18 protein-coding genes and 1 pseudogene are annotated in these 18,670 nt (G+C 65.4%); 8 read left to right on the forward strand and 11 right to left on the reverse strand.

Going from position 1 to position 18,670, the window contains the following annotated elements; all coding sequences use genetic code 11:
• Window positions 1–35: 35 nt before the first annotated feature.
• Genes F7D01_RS14830 through radA form a run of 5 tightly spaced genes read right to left on the reverse strand, consistent with a single transcriptional unit; the run spans window position 36 to window position 5,110 of the window.
• Entirely contained in the window at window positions 36–1,082 is a 1,047-nt protein-coding gene (locus F7D01_RS14830; protein ID WP_215228204.1) for an alanine racemase, read from the reverse strand.
• Entirely contained in the window at window positions 1,079–2,713 is a 1,635-nt protein-coding gene (locus tag F7D01_RS14835) for an MFS transporter (protein WP_215228205.1), read from the reverse strand. The genes F7D01_RS14830 and F7D01_RS14835 overlap by 4 nt, the downstream gene beginning before the upstream one ends.
• A 31-nt stretch (window positions 2,714–2,744) precedes the next feature.
• Window positions 2,745–3,173 (reverse strand): iron-sulfur cluster assembly scaffold protein, encoded by a 429-nt coding sequence (locus F7D01_RS14840; RefSeq protein ID WP_215228206.1) that lies wholly within the window; start codon window positions 3,171–3,173, stop codon window positions 2,745–2,747.
• Window positions 3,170–3,706, reverse strand: coding sequence for a CvpA family protein (locus F7D01_RS14845; RefSeq protein ID WP_215228207.1), 537 nt, complete (start codon window positions 3,704–3,706; stop codon window positions 3,170–3,172). Before F7D01_RS14845 ends, F7D01_RS14840 begins: the two co-directional genes overlap by 4 nt.
• Before the next feature lie 12 nt (window positions 3,707–3,718).
• Window positions 3,719–5,110, reverse strand: coding sequence for a DNA repair protein RadA (gene radA / locus F7D01_RS14850; protein ID WP_215228208.1), 1,392 nt, complete (start codon window positions 5,108–5,110; stop codon window positions 3,719–3,721).
• Window positions 5,111–5,181: 71 nt separating this feature from the next.
• On the opposite strand from radA, the gene F7D01_RS14855 reads away from it, so the two are divergent.
• Window positions 5,182–7,503, forward strand: a complete 2,322-nt coding sequence (locus F7D01_RS14855) for a patatin-like protein (protein WP_215228209.1) — start codon at window positions 5,182–5,184, stop codon at window positions 7,501–7,503.
• Window positions 7,504–7,509: 6 nt separating this feature from the next.
• On the opposite strand, the gene dnaJ is transcribed toward F7D01_RS14855, so the two are convergent.
• Together dnaJ and dnaK are read right to left on the reverse strand one after the other, a co-directional pair.
• On the reverse strand, window positions 7,510–8,643 hold the full coding sequence (gene dnaJ / locus F7D01_RS14860) for a molecular chaperone DnaJ (protein WP_215228210.1): 1,134 nt from the start codon (window positions 8,641–8,643) through the stop codon (window positions 7,510–7,512).
• A gap of 95 nt (window positions 8,644–8,738) precedes the next feature.
• Window positions 8,739–10,673 carry a molecular chaperone DnaK gene (gene dnaK / locus F7D01_RS14865; RefSeq protein WP_215228211.1) on the reverse strand — a complete coding sequence of 645 codons (1,935 nt, stop codon included), beginning with the start codon at window positions 10,671–10,673 and terminating at the stop codon, window positions 8,739–8,741.
• Window positions 10,674–10,843: 170 nt separating this feature from the next.
• Here dnaK and F7D01_RS14870 point away from each other — a divergent pair, with 170 nt between their 5' ends.
• Genes F7D01_RS14870 through F7D01_RS14880 form a run of 3 tightly spaced genes read left to right on the forward strand, consistent with a single transcriptional unit; the run spans window position 10,844 to window position 12,422 of the window.
• Complete coding sequence (locus tag F7D01_RS14870) at window positions 10,844–11,314, forward strand: copper chaperone PCu(A)C (protein WP_215228212.1); 471 nt, start codon at window positions 10,844–10,846, stop codon at window positions 11,312–11,314.
• Between the two features lie 56 nt (window positions 11,315–11,370).
• Complete coding sequence (locus F7D01_RS14875) at window positions 11,371–11,844, forward strand: vgr related protein (protein ID WP_215229847.1); 474 nt, start codon at window positions 11,371–11,373, stop codon at window positions 11,842–11,844.
• Window positions 11,841–12,422, forward strand: a complete 582-nt coding sequence (locus F7D01_RS14880; RefSeq protein WP_215228213.1) for a hypothetical protein — start codon at window positions 11,841–11,843, stop codon at window positions 12,420–12,422. The genes F7D01_RS14875 and F7D01_RS14880 overlap by 4 nt, the downstream gene beginning before the upstream one ends.
• Before the next feature lie 63 nt (window positions 12,423–12,485).
• On the opposite strand, the gene F7D01_RS14885 is transcribed toward F7D01_RS14880, so the two are convergent.
• The 3 genes and pseudogenes from F7D01_RS14885 to hrcA all read right to left on the reverse strand — a co-directional run bounded on the left by F7D01_RS14885 (window position 12,486) and on the right by hrcA (window position 14,525).
• Entirely contained in the window at window positions 12,486–12,779 is a 294-nt protein-coding gene (locus F7D01_RS14885) for a glycine zipper domain-containing protein (RefSeq protein ID WP_241553820.1), read from the reverse strand.
• Between the two features lie 76 nt (window positions 12,780–12,855).
• Window positions 12,856–13,458: a nucleotide exchange factor GrpE gene (locus tag F7D01_RS14890; protein WP_215228215.1), complete on the reverse strand. Its 603-nt coding sequence runs from the start codon at window positions 13,456–13,458 to the stop codon at window positions 12,856–12,858.
• A 24-nt stretch (window positions 13,459–13,482) separates the two neighbouring features.
• Window positions 13,483–14,525 (reverse strand): annotated as a pseudogene (hrcA, locus tag F7D01_RS14895) (heat-inducible transcriptional repressor HrcA).
• Between the two features lie 110 nt (window positions 14,526–14,635).
• Between hrcA and rph the strand changes: the two are divergent.
• The 4 genes from rph to F7D01_RS14915 are packed head-to-tail and all read left to right on the forward strand — an operon-like array spanning window position 14,636 to window position 18,033.
• The gene (gene rph / locus F7D01_RS14900; RefSeq protein ID WP_215228216.1) at window positions 14,636–15,349 is read left to right on the forward strand and encodes a ribonuclease PH; all 714 of its coding nucleotides are present in this window, start codon (window positions 14,636–14,638) and stop codon (window positions 15,347–15,349) included.
• Window positions 15,346–15,975: an RdgB/HAM1 family non-canonical purine NTP pyrophosphatase gene (rdgB, locus tag F7D01_RS14905; RefSeq protein ID WP_215228217.1), complete on the forward strand. Its 630-nt coding sequence runs from the start codon at window positions 15,346–15,348 to the stop codon at window positions 15,973–15,975. Before rph ends, rdgB begins: the two co-directional genes overlap by 4 nt.
• A gap of 10 nt (window positions 15,976–15,985) precedes the next feature.
• Window positions 15,986–17,137, forward strand: coding sequence for a radical SAM family heme chaperone HemW (gene hemW, locus F7D01_RS14910; RefSeq protein WP_215228218.1), 1,152 nt, complete (start codon window positions 15,986–15,988; stop codon window positions 17,135–17,137).
• A complete protein-coding gene (locus tag F7D01_RS14915) occupies window positions 17,134–18,033 on the forward strand; it encodes a tyrosine recombinase XerC (RefSeq protein WP_215228219.1) in 900 nt (299 codons plus the stop codon). The genes hemW and F7D01_RS14915 overlap by 4 nt, the downstream gene beginning before the upstream one ends.
• Here F7D01_RS14915 and F7D01_RS14920 read toward each other — a convergent pair.
• The gene (locus F7D01_RS14920; protein WP_215228220.1) at window positions 18,030–18,638 is read right to left on the reverse strand and encodes a DedA family protein; all 609 of its coding nucleotides are present in this window, start codon (window positions 18,636–18,638) and stop codon (window positions 18,030–18,032) included. The two genes, F7D01_RS14915 and F7D01_RS14920, sit on opposite strands and share 4 nt — an antisense overlap.
• Window positions 18,639–18,670 lie beyond the last annotated feature (32 nt).

Genomic DNA, 18,670 nt, shown 5'->3' on the forward strand with positions numbered 1-18,670 from the left:
CCACCTGCAATATGTGCAGTGCAACATGAGCCGCATCAGCGGCGGAAGCGTGTCCCGATCGTGGTCAGCAATTCATATTGCGACAGCCCGCTTTGGGCGGAGATTTCGGGTAGGTCGAACGGCACGTCGAGCCATTCGCCCGCGCGAAGGTCGGGCGCGGCGGTAATGTCGGCGATCACCATGTCCATCGACACCTTGCCGAGCAGCGCCAGCTTGCGACCCTCGCTGACAAGGTGCGATCCGCCGCGCGCGCGCAGGAACCCGTCGGCATAGCCTAGCGAGACCGTGGCGACCCGCATGGGTGCCTTCGCCACAAACTCACGGTTGTAGCCGACCGCGTCGCCAGCGCCGATATCGCGGGTCTGGATGATCGCGGCGCGGGGAAAGGCGACTTGCCGGATCGTGCCGGAAAGCTCGCCGCGCGGGATGCCGCCATAGAGCGCCAGTCCCGGCCTGGTGAGGTCGGCATGGTAGCCCTCCCCCAACGCGATACCGGCACTGTTGGCGATGCTCGCCTCGCGATGGCGAACGCGGCCGCGCGCCTCCCGGAACGCCGCGAGCTGGCGCGCATTGGCCGGATCGTCTTCGTCCGCGCTGGAAAGATGGGTCAGCAACACGCGAACATCGAGCGCGGCAATCGCTGGCTCGGACAGCGCGGATACGGGAACCCCGAGCCGATTGATTCCCGTGTCGACCATCAGATCGCACGGGCCCCCGCCCCCCTCGGTCCACCGCCGCGCCTGATGCAGCGAGTTTACCACAGGGACCGCGCCAACAGCCTGCGCATAAGCCACCTCGTCCGCGCTGTTCGCGCCATGGAGCACGCTCACCTGCTCGGGCGGCACATGCCCGACCACGCCGACAACCTCGCTCCAGTGCGCGACGAAAAAGTTGCGCGCACCCGCATCGCGCAGCACCGGCACGCACGTATCTACGCCGAGGCCGTAGCAATTCGCCTTGGCCGCCGCACCCGCGCGCGCCTTTCCCGACAGGCGATCGAGAGCGCGCCAGTTGGCGGCCAGCGCCTCGCGATCGATGCGCAGTTCGAGGGAACGCGGAGGAGGCTCGGGCAGGTTGGTCATGTGTTCTCGAACTCCCGCGGCGGGCCGCCGCGAATACCCCAGATCGCAATGATCGCACCGAATGCCGTGAGGGCCCAGGTGTACCAGAGGCCCGAATAGACATCCCCGGTGCGCGCCACGATGTAGCTTGAAATGAGCGGCAGGAACCCGCCGAGGATGCCTGCGCCGAGGTGGTAGGGGATCGACATCGAACTGTAGCGGATCTTGGCCGGGAACATCTCCGTCAGCAGCGCGGCGACCGATCCGTAGGTGAGCGCCGAGAGCATGCCCATCGCCAGCAACAGCGCGAAGATGCCCGCAAGGGCAACTGCGCCGGGCTGCTGGCGTGCGAAGTCGAAACCCGCGCGGCCGAGCATCTCCTGCAAACCGTCGCGGCGCGCGTCGCTGTCGGTCAGCCAACCCGAGGGAATGGCGAAGGCTTGGTCTGCAATCGACATGGAAAGGGTCGGTGCCTCGCGCACGCGATAGGCGACACCGCTCGCCGTCAGCGTCTCGAGCACCTTGCCGCACGGACTCTGCTCGCGCCCGGTGAGCTCGGCGAAGGGATCGGTCGCGCAATCGCGCCCCGCCACCACAACCGGATAGCGCTCCGCCGCATCGGCCAGCGCAGGATTAGCGAGGTGTCCCATGCCCCAGAAAATCGGGAAGACCAGCACCAACGTCAGCAGAGCCCCGACGACGATCGGCTTCTTGCGACCGATCCGGTCGGACCAGCGTCCGACGATGACGTAGAGCGGCATGGCCGCCAGCCCGGCGCAAAACAGTATGTATTCGACCGTCTTTTCTTCCACCCGCATCGGTCCGCGCAGGAAATTCAGGCTGGAAAAGAAGGCGGTGTACCAGATCACCGTCAGCGTGCCGGCAACGCCGAACAGCGCGACGAAGATGCGCCCCTTGTTACCGGGATAGGTGAAGCTTTCGACGAAGGGATTGCCGCTAGTTTCGCCCGCGTTCTTCATCGCCTGGAATACCGGGCTCTCGGACAGTTTGAGGCGCATCCACAGCGATATGGCGAGCAGCAGCAGGGACAGCAGGAACGGAACCCGCCAGCCCCACGCGGCGAAGGTGTCTTCGGGAATAATCCAGCGACACAGCACGACCACCGCGATGGACAGGACGAAACCGCCCACGACGCTCGCCTGAATGAAGCTGGTGTAGAACCCGCGCTTGTCCGGCGGAGCATGCTCGGCGACGTAGATCGCCGCGCCGCCATACTCGCCGCCCAGCGCCAGACCCTGAAGGATGCGCAGGCCGATCACGATGATCGGCGCGACGATCCCGATACTGGTCGCATCGGGGACGAGCCCGACGCCAGCGGTCGCGATTCCCATCAGCGTAACCGTGACGAGAAAGGTATATTTGCGGCCCAACCGGTCGCCGAGAAAGCCGAACAGAATCGCGCCGAGCGGACGGAAGCCGAAGCCGATCGCGAAGCCCGCCCAGACCAGCAGCAACTGCAATGTCGGGTTTCCACCCGGAAAGAAGGCGGCGCCGATCAGCCCGGCGAGCGTGCCGTAGATAAAGAAGTCGTACCATTCGAAGATCGTGCCGGCGGAAGATGCGGCAATGACGAGGCGGATTTCCTTCGCGGTTGGCTCTCGCTCCAATGCGGTATCGACGCTCTCGGCCATGGCTGTCCCTCTCCCCCTTATGGAAAGCGGTTTACTCAGCGGCCTGGGAATTGGAAAGCGCGTCGATCGCGGCCTTCCACGGCAGGAGCATCGCGCCATGGCGACCGGGATAGGCCCGCGCGGGCTCGAGCAGCGCAAGGTCGGGCCAGTCGGGGCGATCTGCGTTCTCGGTGAGCCAGTCTTCCATCGCCCTGGCCGAGCCAAGCAATTGCTCCCGCGTCCTGCCGACCACATGGCGGGCGAAGATCGCGGCGGACGCCTGGCCGATGGCGCACGCCGACAGCCGCAGGCCGATCGCGGCGATCTCGTCGCCGGACAGCCTGAGCCCCAGCGACAGCGTACTCCCGCATGCGGGAGAGCGCGCCGCGCCGCGCAAGGGCAGATCGTTGGTCAGCGGATACTCGTGCAGCTCCACCGCCAATGCCAGAATTTGCGGGGTGTAGAGCTTCGCCGCGCTCATTCGGCTGCCGGTTCCTCGTCCTCATCGGTAGTGCCGGATTGCGCGGTGCGCCTCTCCTGAATGTAGGTGACCGTCGCGTCGGTCGCCGCGTTGACGACAGGATAGGTTCGCGCCTGTGTGATCCAGTCCGGTCGCCCCTCCTCGCCCCAGATGGTATCGTAGCCCAGCACCACGATGGAGAAGGCGATCATCACGATAACCGCCCCCTTCAGCGCGCCGAAGCCGAAGCCGAGGGCGCGATCGACCGGACCCAGCATGGAATTGCGAGAGGTCTTCCCCGCGCGCGTCGCGATCAGGCGCATCAGGCCGTAGGAAACGCCCAGCAAGAGGAGAAACGCCACCACCGCCGCCGTCGTCTCGGAATCGAATTTCGGAGCGAGCCAGGCAAGCAGCGGTTCGTGGAAATAGCGGATCGCTACGATCGCCGCGACCCAGGCGAGAAGCGACAGCACCTCCTGCACGAAGCCGCGCGCAAAGCCGCCGACAGCGCCGAAACCGACGATCACGAGAACGATGATATCGAAAGCGGTCATTTATTCCGCCGATTATGCGTTGCCCATCACCCGGTCAACGAGGTTGGCGAGCCGGTCGAGCGCGATCCGCTGCAGTCCCTCCACCTTGTCCTCGTCCGATTTACCGGATGGGCGCGGTCCGTAACCGCGATCGAAGCCGAGCTTGGCCGCCTCTCGCAGCCGGGGCGCGCCGCGCGCGACCGGACGGATTTCCCCTGCGAGCGACACTTCCCCGAACCACACCGAACGATCGGGCAATGGCCGGTCGGCAAGCGCGGAGACCAGCGCGGCGGCGACAGCGAGATCGGCGGCGGGGTCGGTCAGGCGATAGCCACCCGCGACGTTGAGATAGACCTCCGCATTGGAGAAGCTCAGGCCGCAGCGCGATTCGAGCACGGCTAGCAACATGGCGAGGCGGCCATTATCCCAGCCCACGACCGCACGGCGCGGCGTCGCGCCCGATTGCAAACGTACGATCAATGCCTGCACTTCTACCAGCACCGGCCGCGTACCCTCCAGCGCGGGGAACACCGCGCTGCCTGCCAGCGGTTCGTCCCGGCCCGACAGGAACAGCGTGGAGGGGTTTGCGACCTCCTCCAGCCCTTGCCCAGCCATCGCGAACACGCCGATCTCGTCCACGGCACCGAAGCGATTCTTGAGCGCGCGCAGGATGCGGAACTGGTGGCTGCGCTCCCCCTCGAAGCTCATCACCACATCGACCATGTGCTCGAGCACACGAGGGCCGGCGATACTCCCATCCTTAGTGACATGGCCGACCAACACGAGCGCGACCCCGTTCTCCTTGGCGTAGCGGATGAGCTCGAACGCGCAGCCGCGCACCTGGCTGACGGTCCCCGGCGCACCTTCGATGGTGTCGGAATGCATCGTCTGGATCGAATCGATCACCAGCAGCGCCGGGGGCCGATCCTGAAACTCCCGCCCACCAAGCGTGGTCAGGATATCGCGCACCGATGTCGCGGACGCGAGCTGGACCGGCGCATCGGCGAGACCGAGGCGCGAGGCGCGCAAGCGGACCTGTCCCGCCGCTTCCTCACCGCTGATATAGACCACCTGTCCGCCGCCGCGCGCGATACTTGCACCCGCTTGCAGCAACAGCGTGGACTTCCCGATCCCGGGATCACCACCCATGAGAATCGCCGACCCGGGGACGAGGCCGCCGCCCAGCGCGCGGTCGAATTCGGCGATACCGGTCGGGCGGCGTTGCAGCGCCTCGCCCGGCGCGTCGAGCGCCTCCAGCGCGAAGGCCCGCCCGCCGCTCGACAAATCGTGTTTCTGCGAGAAAACGGTCGCGGGCACATCCTCGACCAGCGTGTTCCATTCGGCGCAATCGCCGCACTGACCCTGCCACCGGTGCGATACGGCCCCGCAGGCCTGGCAGACATAACGCTTCTTCGGCTTCGCCATTTGCGCCCTCTATCGAGAACAATTCGGGAACGCAATTGCAAAGGGCGCTTTCTGCCGCCATCATCGTATGCATGCGGCAAAAGGAACTTCGCATTGCGCTCGTGTGCTATGGCGGGGTCAGCCTCGCCGTTTACATGCACGGCGTCACCAAGGAGGTCTGGCATCTCGCGCAGGCGAGCCGCGACCATCATTCGGGTGCTGACGCGGGCGGTGGCATTACGGGGGTCTATCGCGACCTGATCCGCCATTGCGAGGAACAGAGCGGCCTGCGCCTGCGCATCCTGCCCGACATCCTGAGCGGCGCGAGTGCGGGCGGCATCAATGCCGTGTTTCTGTCCCAGGCGATCTTCGCCGGATATTCGCTCGACCCACTGACCGAACTCTGGCTCGAATCGGCCGACGTGGACCGGCTGTTCGCGGAAGAGGCACGCCCCGGCTGGCGCTTCGCCAAGTTCTGGGCGCAGCCGCTGGCGGAATACGTCCTGCGCCGTCCCGGCAATGCGGTGTCGGAAAGCGTCGCGCCGGAAACCCGGTCCGAAGTGCGCGAGAAGGTCTCGCGCCTGATCCGCGGTCGCTGGTTCGCGCCGCCTTTCTCAGGCGCGGGCATGTCGCGGCTGATCTGGGATGCATTGCAAGCCATGGCGCAGGCAGACGCGGGCCCGCCCCTCCTCCCGCCCGGCCATCCGCTCGACCTCTATGTGACGACGACGGATTTTCGCGGCTATCTCGCCGAGTTGCGGCTCAACAGCCCGCCGGTGGTTCAGGAAAGCGAGCATCGTCTGCCAATTTCCTTCACCGCGGATACGCCCGCGATTCCAGGGATGGCCTTCGCCGATCCGCTCGAACTCACCTTCGCAGCGCGCGCCACCTCCAGCTTTCCCGGCGCCTTCCCCCCTCTGCGCGTCCCGGAGATCGACGCGTTGGCGAAATCGGAAGGGGCTGCGTGGCAAGGGCGCGACGCGTTCCTGCTTAGGATCATGCCGACGCATTCTGCGGCCGGGGTGGCCGAAAGCGTGTCGCTGATCGATGGCTCGGTGCTGGTCAATCGCCCGTTCGAGGGCGCGATCGAGGCGCAGCGCGGCCGCCCGGCCCACCGGGAGGTGGATCGCCGCTTCGTCTATATCGATCCGCGCCCCGACCGGGTCGGTTCGCTGCGCGACGATCACACGAAGCCGGTGGGCTTCTTCGGTGCGATTTTCGGCTCGCTGTCTACCATTCCGCGCGAGCAGCCTATCCGCGACAATCTGGAGGCTCTGGCCGAGCAATCGCGCGAGGCGGAGCGCCTCGCCCGGATCACGCGCGGCCTGCGTCCGGAAGTTGAGGCGGCGATCGAGCGATTGTTCGGGCGTACGCTGTTCCTCGATAACCCCAATCCGCGCCGCCTGCGGAACTGGCGAAATCGCGCGCAACAGGCGGCGGCGGAGCGGGCGGGCTATGCTTTTCAGGCCTATGCCCAAGCGAAGTTCGATGGGATCGTAGAGCGGCTGGCGCGGCTGATCTGCGATGCGGCGGACGGGGCCGATGCACTCGATCCGGTGCTGGTGGGCGCGCGGCTTCGCATTGCGCTACAGGCCCGGGGTCTCGATACGCTGGCCGCGCCGGGTGGCGGTGCCAACGATGCCGCAATCGCATTCTTCCGCCAGCACGACCTTGATTTCCGCGTGCGGCGCCTGCGCACGATCGCGCGGCGCCTGTCGCGCGAATGGGAAGCCGATCCCGAGATCGACGATGCCGCGCTCGACCATGCGCGGGAGCGCGTTTACGACATCCTCGCGCTCTATTTCGACCGCGAGGGCACCGCCCATCTGGGCGAGGATTTCCCGGCATTGGCCCAGGCCGTATTCACGGAGCCGGGGGCTGTGCTGGAACGCCTGGAGCAGCGCCATCTGCTGCCCTCGGTGGACGAACAGGCTGAGGCGCTGCTGGCCGAGGCGTTGCAGGCGATGCCGACCAATCTGCGCCGTCGGACGCTGCTGACCTACCTTGGATTCCCTTTCTACGACGTCGCCACGCTGACCCTGATCGGGGGCGACGGGCAGCGCGAGCTCAATCCGGTAAAGGTCGACCGGATCAGCCCGGACGACGCGCGCTCGATCAGGCCGGGCGGAACCCGTTCGACGCTCCGTGGCATCGAATTCTACAATTTCGGTGCATTCTTCAGCCGGGCCTATCGGGAGAACGACTACCTCTGGGGTCGTCTGCACGGGGCGGAGCGGCTAATCGACATCGTGTTGTCGACGATGGAGACCGACAAGGTGAAGGTGGATAGCAAAGCGTGGAAACGCCGCGCTTTCCTTGCCATCCTGGACGAGGAACGCGGTCGTCTGAGAGCCAATCCACGGCTGATTTCCACGATCGAAGCCGAGATCGAGGCACGCCTCGGCCCGGCCTAGCGCGCGTCAGGCGCCGAAGGCGCCCTTCAGCTTGTCGAAGAAGCCACGCGTTTCCGGGCATTCCTCGCCGGTCTCGGTCTCCGCGAACTGCTGCAATATATCCTTCTGCTCGCGGGTGAGCTTGGTCGGAGTCTCCACGACGATCTCCGCTACCAGATCGCCCCGCCCACGCCCTTGCAGAACCGGCATGCCCGCTCCGCGCTTGCGCAGCTGGCGACCCGATTGAATGCCGGCGGGAATGGAAATCTCGTTGGTCGATCCGTCCAGATCGGGAATCGTCACCGTTCCGCCAAGGGCCGCCGTGGTGAAACTGACCGGAACGCGAGCGAGGAGGTTCGTACCCTCGCGCTGGAATACTCCGTGCGCACGGACGTGAATGAAGATGTAGAGGTCGCCAGGCGGCGCGCCGCGAGGCCCGGCCTCGCCCTTGCCGGACAAGCGGATGCGCGTGCCGGTATCGACGCCCGGCGGGACCTCGACCGTGATAGCCTGCTCGCGATCCACACGGCCCTCGCCCCGGCAGTCGTGGCAAGGTTCCTCAAGCACTTCGCCGCGACCGTTGCAATTGGGACAGGGCCGCTCGACCACGAACAGCCCCTGCTGCGCGCGCACCTTGCCGAAACCCTTGCACAGATTGCAGCCACGCGTGCCGGTGCCCGGTGCCGCACCCGATCCGTCACAGGTCTCGCAGGTCTGCGACACCTCGATCTCGATCTGCGTATCCTTCCCGTGGAACGCCTCTTCGAGCGTAATTTCCATATCGTAGCGCAGGTCCGCACCGCGGCGCGGCTGCTGCCGCCCACCGCCACCTCCGAACGCGCTGCCGAAGATGGTTTCGAAAATGTCGCCGATATCGGCGAAGTCTGCGCCGGCGCGACCGCCGCCGAAGCCGCCACCGGGTCCGCCCTGCTGGAAGGCTGCATGGCCATACTGGTCGTAAGCGGCGCGCTTCTGCGGGTCCTTCAGTACCTCGTAGGCTGCGCTGCACGCCTTGAACTGCGCCTCCGCCTCGGCATCTCCCGGATTGCGGTCCGGATGATACTTCATCGCCATCTTGCGATAGGCGGATTTGATCGTGCCGCCGTCCGCATCGCGCGTGACGCCCAGCAATTCGTAGAAATCGTATTCGGTTGCCGACATGGTGCCTTCCCGTCCGTCAAAAACCTGACCGCCACCGATGCCCTACCTTTTCAGGCAGCGGGCACCGGTGGCGGCGATGGTTCTCACCAGAACTGTCAGCCCTTATTTTCGTCGTCGACTTCGGAGAACTCGGCGTCGACGACATCTTCGTCGGTACCGCTCTCGCTGCCCGCCGCGGCACCGTCGTTGGGCGCATCGGCGGAAGCGTTCGATTGCTCCTGCTCGTAGATCTGCTGACCCATCTTCATCGCGACTTCGGTCAGTTCCTGCGCCTTGCCGTTGATCGCTTCCGCATCGTCACCTTCGAGCGCGGTCTTCACCTCGGCGATCTTGGCCTCGACGTCGGACTTCAGCCCCGCGTCGATCTTGTCGCCATGCTCGTCGATCTGCTTCTGCGTCGCGTGGACCAGGCTGTCTGCCTGGTTGCGGGCTTCGGCAGAGGCGCGACGCTTCTTGTCCTCCTCGGCGAACTTCTCCGCGTCCTGCACCATCTGGTCGATGTCGGAATCGGACAGACCGCCGGAGGCCTGGATCTTGATCGTCTGCTCCTTGCCCGTGCCCTTGTCCTTCGCGGACACATTGACGATGCCGTTCGCGTCGATGTCGAAGGTCACCTCGATCTGCGGCACGCCGCGCGGGGCGGGGGGAATGCCGACGAGGTCGAAATTGCCCAGCAGCTTGTTGTCCGCCGCCATCTCGCGCTCGCCCTGGAAGACGCGGATCGTCACCGCATTCTGGTTATCTTCCGCAGTCGAGTAGGTCTGGCTCTTCTTGGTCGGGATCGTCGTGTTGCGATCGATCATCCGGGTGAAGACACCGCCCAGCGTCTCGATACCCAGCGACAGCGGGGTCACGTCGAGCAGCAGCACGTCCTTGACGTCGCCCTGCAGAACGCCCGCCTGGATCGCCGCGCCCATGGCCACGACCTCGTCGGGGTTGACGCCGGTGTGCGGCTTCTTGCCGAAGAACTCCTCGACCACTTCGCGCACCTTGGGCATGCGGGTCATGCCGCCGACCAGGATCACCTCGTCGATGCCGCCCTTGTCGACACCGGCATCGGCCAGTGCCTTCTTACAGGGTTCGAGCGTGCGCTTGATGAGGTCACCGACCAGCTGCTCCAGCTTGGAGCGCGTGATCGTCTCGACCAGGTGCAGCGGGGTGCTCGACCCACCTTCCATGCGAGCGGTGATGAAGGGCAGGTTGACTTCGGTCTGCGCGGCGCTGGAAAGCTCGATCTTCGCCTTCTCGGCCGCTTCCTTCAGGCGCTGCAGCGCGAGCTTGTCGGTCCGGAGATCCATGTTCTCCTTCTTCTTGAACTCGTCCGCGAGATATTCGACGATCGCGCTGTCGAAATCCTCGCCGCCCAGGAAGGTGTCGCCATTGGTCGACTTCACCTCGAACACGCCGTCGCCGATTTCCAGCACGGAGATGTCGAAGGTACCGCCGCCGAGGTCGTAGACCGCGATGGTCTTGCCGTCGTCCTTATCGAGGCCATAGGCGAGCGCGGCCGCGGTCGGCTCGTTGATGATGCGCAGAACTTCGAGACCCGCGATCTGGCCGGCGTCCTTGGTCGCCTGGCGCTGCGCGTCGTTGAAGTACGCGGGAACGGTAATCACGGCCTGCGCCACGGTCTCACCGAGATAGCTCTCGGCGGTTTCCTTCATCTTTTGCAGGATGAAGGCCGAAATCTGGCTGGGGGAGTATTCCTCGCCACCCGCTTCGACCCAGGCATCTCCGTTCTTGCCCTTGACGATGTCATAGGGGACCAGCTTCTGATCCTTCTGAGTCAGCGGATCGTCGTAACGGCGCCCGATCAATCGCTTGATCGCGAACAGCGTGTTGTCGGGATTGGTGACTGCCTGGCGCTTCGCCGGCTGGCCGATGAGGCGCTCGCCATCCTTGGTGAATGCGGTGATCGACGGCGTCGTGCGCGCGCCTTCCGAATTCTCGATGACCTTGGGCTTGCCCCCATCCATGACGGCGACGCAGGAGTTCGTCGTGCCGAGGTCGATACCGATTACTTTCGCCATTATTTCCCTATCCTGTTTCAGTTGTTTGGACGCTGCACATTCGCTTTCCCGCTAGCGGCAAAAGGCACTCGGCAGCTCGATTGACCACGGCGATATAGGTGCGCTTGCGCTTGGCACAAGGGAAGAGGATCGCTAGAAATCCGGCCCAGGACGAGGAGGATATATCCGATATGAGCAGACAGATTTTCGCCGCCGCCGCACTGGTTCTGGCCGTTCCGACCCTGGCCGCCTGCGGGGGCGATGCGCCGACCGAGGAAGCCGGAGTCCCCGGCGTCACGGTCAGCAATGCTCGCATGGTACTCGCGCCGGTGGCCGGCAATCCGGCCGCGATCTATTTCGACCTGTCCTATGACAGCGACCGACCGCTCGCGCTCAGTCGCGCGTCGGTGAAGGGTGCCGAAAGCGCGGTCATCCATAAATACGGCATGTGGAACGAGCAGGAGCAAATGGTCGAGGCGAGCCGCATGACCCTGAACAAGGGGGAGACGGTGAAGTTCGAGCCCGGCGGCCTCCACGTCATGGCGATGAACCCGTCGCCCGAACTCAAGGCGGGCGGATCGACCGACATGACGCTGCACTTCTCCGGCGGAAAGGAAGAGGTGGTACCCGTGACGATCCAGGCCGCGGGCGAGGATCGCTAGGATTGACCGGAGATGGCGGCGTGGCGGGGGTATCGAGCGATGCGCCCGCCTGCCCCGTGGGCGGGGAGCGATCCCTCACCGAGGGAGAAATCGCGCTCGCCCGCACGATTTTCGGCGATGCGATCGATTACCGCCCGGTCACCATACGGCGGCGGAAGTGGTTCCCCTTCCAGCCGCGTGAGATCATCATGGCCCCGCGCGGGCACCTGCATTTCCACCCGCGCGGGCACGTCTATTGCGACGACTTCGCCGCCGCCGACTGGCGTTCGCAGGGCCTCTTCATTCACGAGATGACGCATGTGTGGCAGAGCCAACAGCACGGCAGCTGGTACCTGCCGCTGCATCGCCACCCGTGGTGCCGGTACGATTACGCACTCAAGCCCGGCTGGGCGCTGGAGCGCTATGGTATCGAGCAGCAGGCGGAGATCGTGAAGCACGCCTTCTGGCTGCGCCGCGGAATGAAACTGGCGGGGGTGGAGAGCGCCGCGGCCTATGATGTGCTTGTTCGGTTCAAGGGAGCGAGCGGATGACCGATTTCGAGTTTATCTTCGCGCTTTATTCCCTGCTGCTCGGGCTGTCGCTGGTGGAACTGCTCGGCGGACTGGGGCGCGCGCTGGAATACGAATTCTCGCGCGATGCCGCGGGTGAGGAAGCGGGTTTCTCGATCGGTTGGCTCACACCGCTGCTGGCAGTGTTCGTCTTGCTCGACCTCATGTCGTTCTGGGCCTTCGCCTGGGTCGCGCGCGATCATATCGAGGTGTCGACCCATGCGCTGTTGGCGGTGGTGCTGTTCGCCAGCGCCTATTACCTCGCAGCGCGCATGGTCTTTCCGAGCGACCCGGCACGCTTTGCGCAACTCGATACGCATTATTTCCGTGTCAGTCGGCTGATTTTCGGCATTCTCCTAGCGCTCGTGGTCGCGCAGTGGATCTACCTGCTCAGCATCCCCACCATCCGCGCCAACCTGATTACGCCCGTCAGCGTTTCCATGACGGCCCTGTTCGTGGGATTGATGTGCGCCGCGATGATCCTGCGCCGTCGTAGCGCGCAAGCAGTGCTGCTGGTGGCGCTGATCGCGCGTTACCTGATATTGTACGTGATCGCCTGAGCTCGAACGCAGAAAGGGCCGCCTCTTTCGAGACGGCCCTTCCCCGATAGTCGCAGATTCCGATCAGCGGCGCGGATCGGCCGGATAGCCGCGCGTGCCGAAGCAATCGTCATCGAGATAACCGTTGCGGTCGTAACCGTCGCAGCCATCGTTCTTGTCGACAAAATACCCGGCCAGCCCGCCTGCTGCCGCGCCCGCGAGCGCATATTTGACGATATCGCCGCCCGTCACCGCCGCCACGGCCGCACCCAGCGCGCCGCCGCCCGCCGCACCTTCCGCCGCATAGTTTTCGGCGCAAGCGCTCAGCGAAACCGCGGAAAGAAGGGCGACCGGCGCGATTAGAAGTCGGGATTTCATTTGTATGCTCCTCATGTCTTATCCACCTGCGCATCTCAGCGATGTCTGAGGAGAAACGTTCCCGCCCGTGCGGCGATCAGCCCGGTTTCTTAGCCACACCGACCAGCGCAGGGCGGAGCAGACGGTCGCGGATGGTGTAGCCAGCCTGCATTTCCTGCACGACCGTGCCGGGTTCCGCATCGTCCGACGGAATCTCCAGCATGGCCTGATGGAGATTGGGGTCGAGCGGTAGGCCCATGGCCGCAATCCGCGTGACACCATGCTGGCCGAAAACCTTATCGAGCTCGCGCCGGGTCGCTTCGATCCCGGCGACCAGACCCTTGAACTTGTCGTCCTCGCGCAGTTCCTCGGGGATCGAGTCGACCGCACGGGCGAGGTTGTCCGACACCGACAGGATGTCGCGGGCAAATCCAGTGGCGGCGTAGGCGCGCGCATCGGCGACATCCTTCTCCAGCCGGCGGCGCACGTTTTGCGTTTCCGCGCGAGCATACAGGACTTCCTGCTTCGACGCGTCGAGGTCGTTCTTCAAGGCAGCCAGCGCGTCGGACAGATCGCCCGCTCCCGCTTCCGCCGTCTCGTCATCGCCATCATCCAGCATGCTTTTCGGCACGCCCTTCAGTTCCTTCTCCACCTCGGGATCGACCTGCTTCTCGTTCTTCGCCGTATCGCTATCGCTCATCGTTTCGCGCTTTTCTTTCTGTTTCTATCCGAAGAGTTTGCCCAGGGATCGGGCGGTGAAATCCACCATGGGAACGACACGCGCGTAATTCAACCGCGTCGGCCCTATCACGCCCAGCACGCCGACCACCCTTCCCTCGCGATCGCGATAGGGAGAAGCGACCACTGAAGAGCCGGAAAGCGCGAACAGCCGGTTCTCGCTTCCGATGAATATGCGCGCCGCCTCGGCATCGCGGGCACGTTCCAGCAAATCGGCGACAGACTGCTTGTTCTCGAGGTCGTCCAGAAGCGATCGCACCCGGTCGAGATCGGTCAGCGCAGCCTCGTCGAGCAGTTTCGATTGCCCGCGCACGATCAGCACCGGGCGCTGCGCCGCGTCCTCGCTCCACATGGCCAGGCCCCGTTGCACGAGGTTGCGGCTCGCCTCGTCCAGTTCGGTGCGACCCGATGCCAGTTCGGCGCGCATCGCGGCGGACGCTTCGGCGAGAGTACGTCCCGAAAGGCGTGCGCTGATATAATTAGCCGCCTGCTCCAGCGCGGTCGGCGAAAGCCCCGCCCCCAGTTCCACTACACGGTTCTCGATCCCGCCATCCTCGGCCACCACCACCGCCAGCGCGCGGCCCTGCCCGAGATCGACCAGGCTGAATTGCGACAGGCGCTGCTCCCGGGTAGGCACCATGACCATACCCGCAGCGCCCGAAATGTCGGAAAGGAGAGCACTTGTGCGCTCCAGCGCTTCCTCGATCGGCCCGCCCTCGCCCAGCCGCTCCTTCACCGCCCGGCGTTCTTCGGCCGTCGGTTCGGCCACCTGCATCATCCCGTCGACGAACAGGCGCAGCCCGCTATCCGTCGGCATCCGGCCCGCGCTGGTGTGCGGCGCGGCGAGCAGGCCTAGGCTTTCGAGATCGGCCAGCACGGAGCGGATCGAGGCGGGCGATAGGTCGAGCGCCCCGCCCTCGCCAAGGTCTTCGACCCGACCGGCTGACCGCTGTCGAGATAGCCCTCCACCACGAGGCGGAAGATCGCACGCATCCGCTCTGTCATTTCGCTGATCGGGGGTGAAGCCATGCCCCATCATCTAGCGCGCGTTCGGCTACACGCAAATTTAGAACCGCCTGCGCTTGCCGCGCCCCCCCAATCTCCTCTAGCGCGCGTGCGAGAGAACAGGAGATTACCCAATGCGACCTTCCGGCCGTGCGCCCGACGAGATGCGCCCCATCACCATCGAAACCGGCTACACCAAGCATGCAGAGGGGTCGTGCCTGATTTCCTTCGGCGACACGAAGGTGCTGTGCACTGCGAGCATCGAAGAACGCATTCCGCCATGGCTGCGCGGCAAGGGCGAAGGCTGGGTCACCGGCGAGTACTCGATGCTGCCGCGTGCGACCCACACCCGCGGTCAACGCGAGGCGGCGCGCGGCAAGCAAGGAGGGCGCACCCAGGAAATCCAGCGGCTGATCGGTCGCTCCTTGCGTGCCGTGGTGGACATGAAGAAGCTCGGCGAGCGGCAGATCACCCTCGATTGCGACGTGATCCAGGCCGATGGCGGCACCCGCACCGCCTCGATCTCCGGTGCCTGGGTCGCCCTGCGGCTCGCGGTGAACGGGCTGATGAAGCAGGGCCTGATCGTGAACGATCCGATCTCGGCCAGGATCGCGGCGGTTTCCTGCGGCATCTACAAGGGCACGCCGGTGCTCGACCTCGATTACGACGAGGATTCCAGCGCCGATGCGGACGCCAATTTCGTGCTGATCGAAGGTGGGCAGATCGCGGAGGTTCAGGCCACCGCAGAGGGCGCGACCTATGACGAGGAAGGCCTCCTGCGGCTGTTACGCCTCGCCCGCACCGGGTGCGACGAGATCTTCAAGGCACAGGACGCGGCCGTCCGGTGACACAACGTATCGGCTCGGGCAAGCTCGTCATCGCGACGCACAATGCGGGGAAGCTGAAAGAGATTTCGGCTCTCCTCGCTCCCTATGGCATCGAATGCTTGAGTGTAGGCTCGCTGGGACTGCCCGAGCCGGCGGAGACGGGCACCACCTTCATGGAGAACGCGCTTCTCAAGGCGCGCGCTGCGGCGGAAGGATCGGGGATCGTCTCGCTCGCCGACGACAGTGGCCTCTCGGTGGCGGCGCTCGATGGCCGTCCCGGTGTGTATACTGCCGACTGGGCCGAGCGGCAGTGGTTCGAAGGCGAACCGGGCCGGGACTGGTACATGGCGATGGGCAAGGTCGAGGGAATGCTCCGCGAGCGCGGCCCGGATATCGATCGCAGCGCGGCCTTCCACTGTGTCCTCGCCATTGCATGGCCAGACGGCGAGCACGTGGTATACGAAGGCACTTGCCCAGGTTCGCTGACTTGGCCACCGCGCGGCGAAATGGGCTTCGGCTACGACCCCGTCTTCGTCCCCGAAGGTCGCGACATGACCTTTGCCGAGATCGATCCGGACGAGAAACATGCGATAAGCCACCGCGCCGATGCCTTCGCCAAGCTGGTCGCGGAGCAATTCGACAGCTAGGATCGCCCGCGTGGCCCGCGCTCTCTACATTCACTGGCCCTTCTGCCTGAAGAAGTGCCCCTATTGCGACTTCAATAGCCATGTCCGGCAGGATGTGGACCAGGCGCGGTGGCTCACCGCAATGAAGGCCGACATGCAGGCCGAGGCGGCGTTGGCCGGCAACGAAACGCTGACCTCAATCTTCTTCGGTGGCGGCACGCCTTCGCTGATGGAAGCGCGCACCGTCGCCGGACTGTTGGAAGAGGCGGAGCGGCTGTGGGGTTTCGCACCCGATATCGAGATCACCTGCGAGGCGAACCCGACTTCGTTCGAGGCGGCGCGGTTTCGGGACTTCGCCGCCGCCGGGGTCAATCGCGTCTCCCTCGGCGTCCAGAGTTTCGAGCCCGAAGCGCTGCGGTTCCTCGGTCGCGAGCATTCGGTGGGCGAGGCGACCGCCGCGCTGGAGGCAGCGCAGTCGATCTTCGACCGGGTGACGTTCGATTTGATTTACGCCCGACCGAACCAGTCGCCAGAGGAATGGGAGCGGGAGCTGCGGCACGGTCTATCCTTCGCCACCCGCCATTTGTCACTTTACCAGCTCACCATAGAACCCGGCACGCGTTTCGCGACAGACGTGCGGCGCGGCGATTTCGCTCCGCTGGACGACGACGCGGCGGCCGATCTGTTCGCGGTGACCCGCGAACTGACCGAAAGCGCAGGCTTGCCGGCATACGAGATCAGCAATCATGCGACATCGGGTCAGGAAAGCGCGCACAACCTGACCTATTGGCGCTATCGCGACTATGTCGGGATCGGGCCGGGCGCACACGGGCGCCGCGGCGGGCAGGCCACCACGCGGCACCGCAAGCCGGAGAACTGGCTGGCGGCGATCGACTCCGATGGCTCGGGTATCGCCGAAACACGCGAGCTTTCGGTTCGCGAACAGGCGAGCGAAGCGCTGCTGATGGGCCTGCGGCTGCGCGAGGGGATCGACCGGGTCGAACTGGGTCGCCGCTTCGGCCTCGAACCCGATCGGCTGCTGCGTATCGACCGGCTCGCGCTCTACACCGATCTCGGCTTCGTGCGCACAGAGGGGGCGCGCATCGCTATAACCCCGGCGGGTATGCCACTGCTCGATGCCCTGCTCGGAGAGCTGGTGGACGATGGGCTGGTGACGTCGTGAGCGAAGCCGCGCTGCTGGCGCAGTGGAGCGCCTATCTCGCGCAGGATCGGCGGCGTTCGCCTCACACGGTTCGCGCTTACGAGGCCGCGGCACGGCGGTTGTTGCTTGCGCAGTCCCACGACGACTGGCCGCAAGTGGCCGCCATCGACCACGCGGCCTTGCGTCGCCATATGGCGACCCGCCGGGCGGAGGGTTTGTCAAACGCCTCCGCCGCGCGTGAGCTGTCGGCGCTGAAAGGGTTCATTGCGTTTGCCCGCCGCGAAGCGGGAGAGGTCGAGCCCGCCCCGCCCCGATTGCGCGGTCCGCGAACGAAGAAGGGCCTTCCCCGCCCTGTCACACCGGACGATGCGGTGAACCTCGCCGAACGGGTCGAGAGCGACGCGGTGGAAGGCTGGATCGGCGCGCGTGACCGGGCGGTGCTGTACCTGCTTTACGGGGCTGGCCTGCGCATCGCGGAGGCGCTGTCGCTTGCCGGGCGGGATGCGCCGCTCGGCGACCGGCTGCAAGTCACCGGCAAGGGCGGCAAGCAGCGAGTGGTGCCGATACTGCCGCAGGTGGCCGAAGCCGTCGCGCGCTATACCGCCACCTGCCCGTGGCCGCTGGGGCCTGCCGAACCGCTGTTCCGCGGAGCGAAGGGCGGGCCGCTATCGCCAGGGCTCATCCAGAAGGCCACCGCTCGCGCGCGCCGCTCCCTGGGGCTTCCGGCAAGCGCAACGCCCCATGCCCTGCGCCATAGCTTCGCGACGCATTTGCTGGGCAACGGGACCGACCTTCGCAGCCTCCAGGAATTGCTCGGCCATGCCAGCCTAGGTTCGACGCAGATCTACACCAAGGTGGATGCCGCGACGATGCTCGATACCTATCGCGCGGCGCATCCGCGCGAGCGCGAGGACTAGTCGCGCCGGCTACGCGGCTTCCATGTGATGAGCCGCCAGATATAGGCGAGGATCGATATCGCGGCGATCGCGATGAGCACACCCGCGAAGATCGAGGTTCCGCCGGGGAAAGCGCTCACGAGCCATCCCGTGCCGACCACCAACAGTATGTTCCAGAGGGCGGCGCCGGCCGCGGTGAAGATGCTGAACTTGATCCAGTTCATATGGGCAAGGCCGGCGGGCAGGCTAATCATCGTCCGCATGATCGGTGTGGTGCGCAACAGGAACACGACCCAGTGGCCATGCTTGCGGAAGAAGCGGCTGGCGTTCTCGACGTCCTCCCACTCCATCGTCAGCCATCGTCCCCAGCGATCGATGAACGGGCCGAGGCGCTCGTAGCCCCATTTGTCGCCGATCCAAAACCAGAAGTAATTGCCGACCAGGGTGCCAATAGTCCCGGCGACGACCACCGCCCACAGGCTCATGCGACCATGGTGAACGGCGAGGCCCGCCGCGCCCATGATCGCTTCCGATGGCATCGGCGGAAAGATATTTTCGAGCGCCATCAGGATCGCAATCCCGGCAAGGCCGAGTTGCTGGACGATATCGACGATGACCGAATCCATGCCCCCCTCAATGCGCGAGGGCGGCGAAGGTT

This window comes from Erythrobacter sp. 3-20A1M (assembly GCF_018636735.1).
Classification (GTDB): domain Bacteria; phylum Pseudomonadota; class Alphaproteobacteria; order Sphingomonadales; family Sphingomonadaceae; genus Alteriqipengyuania.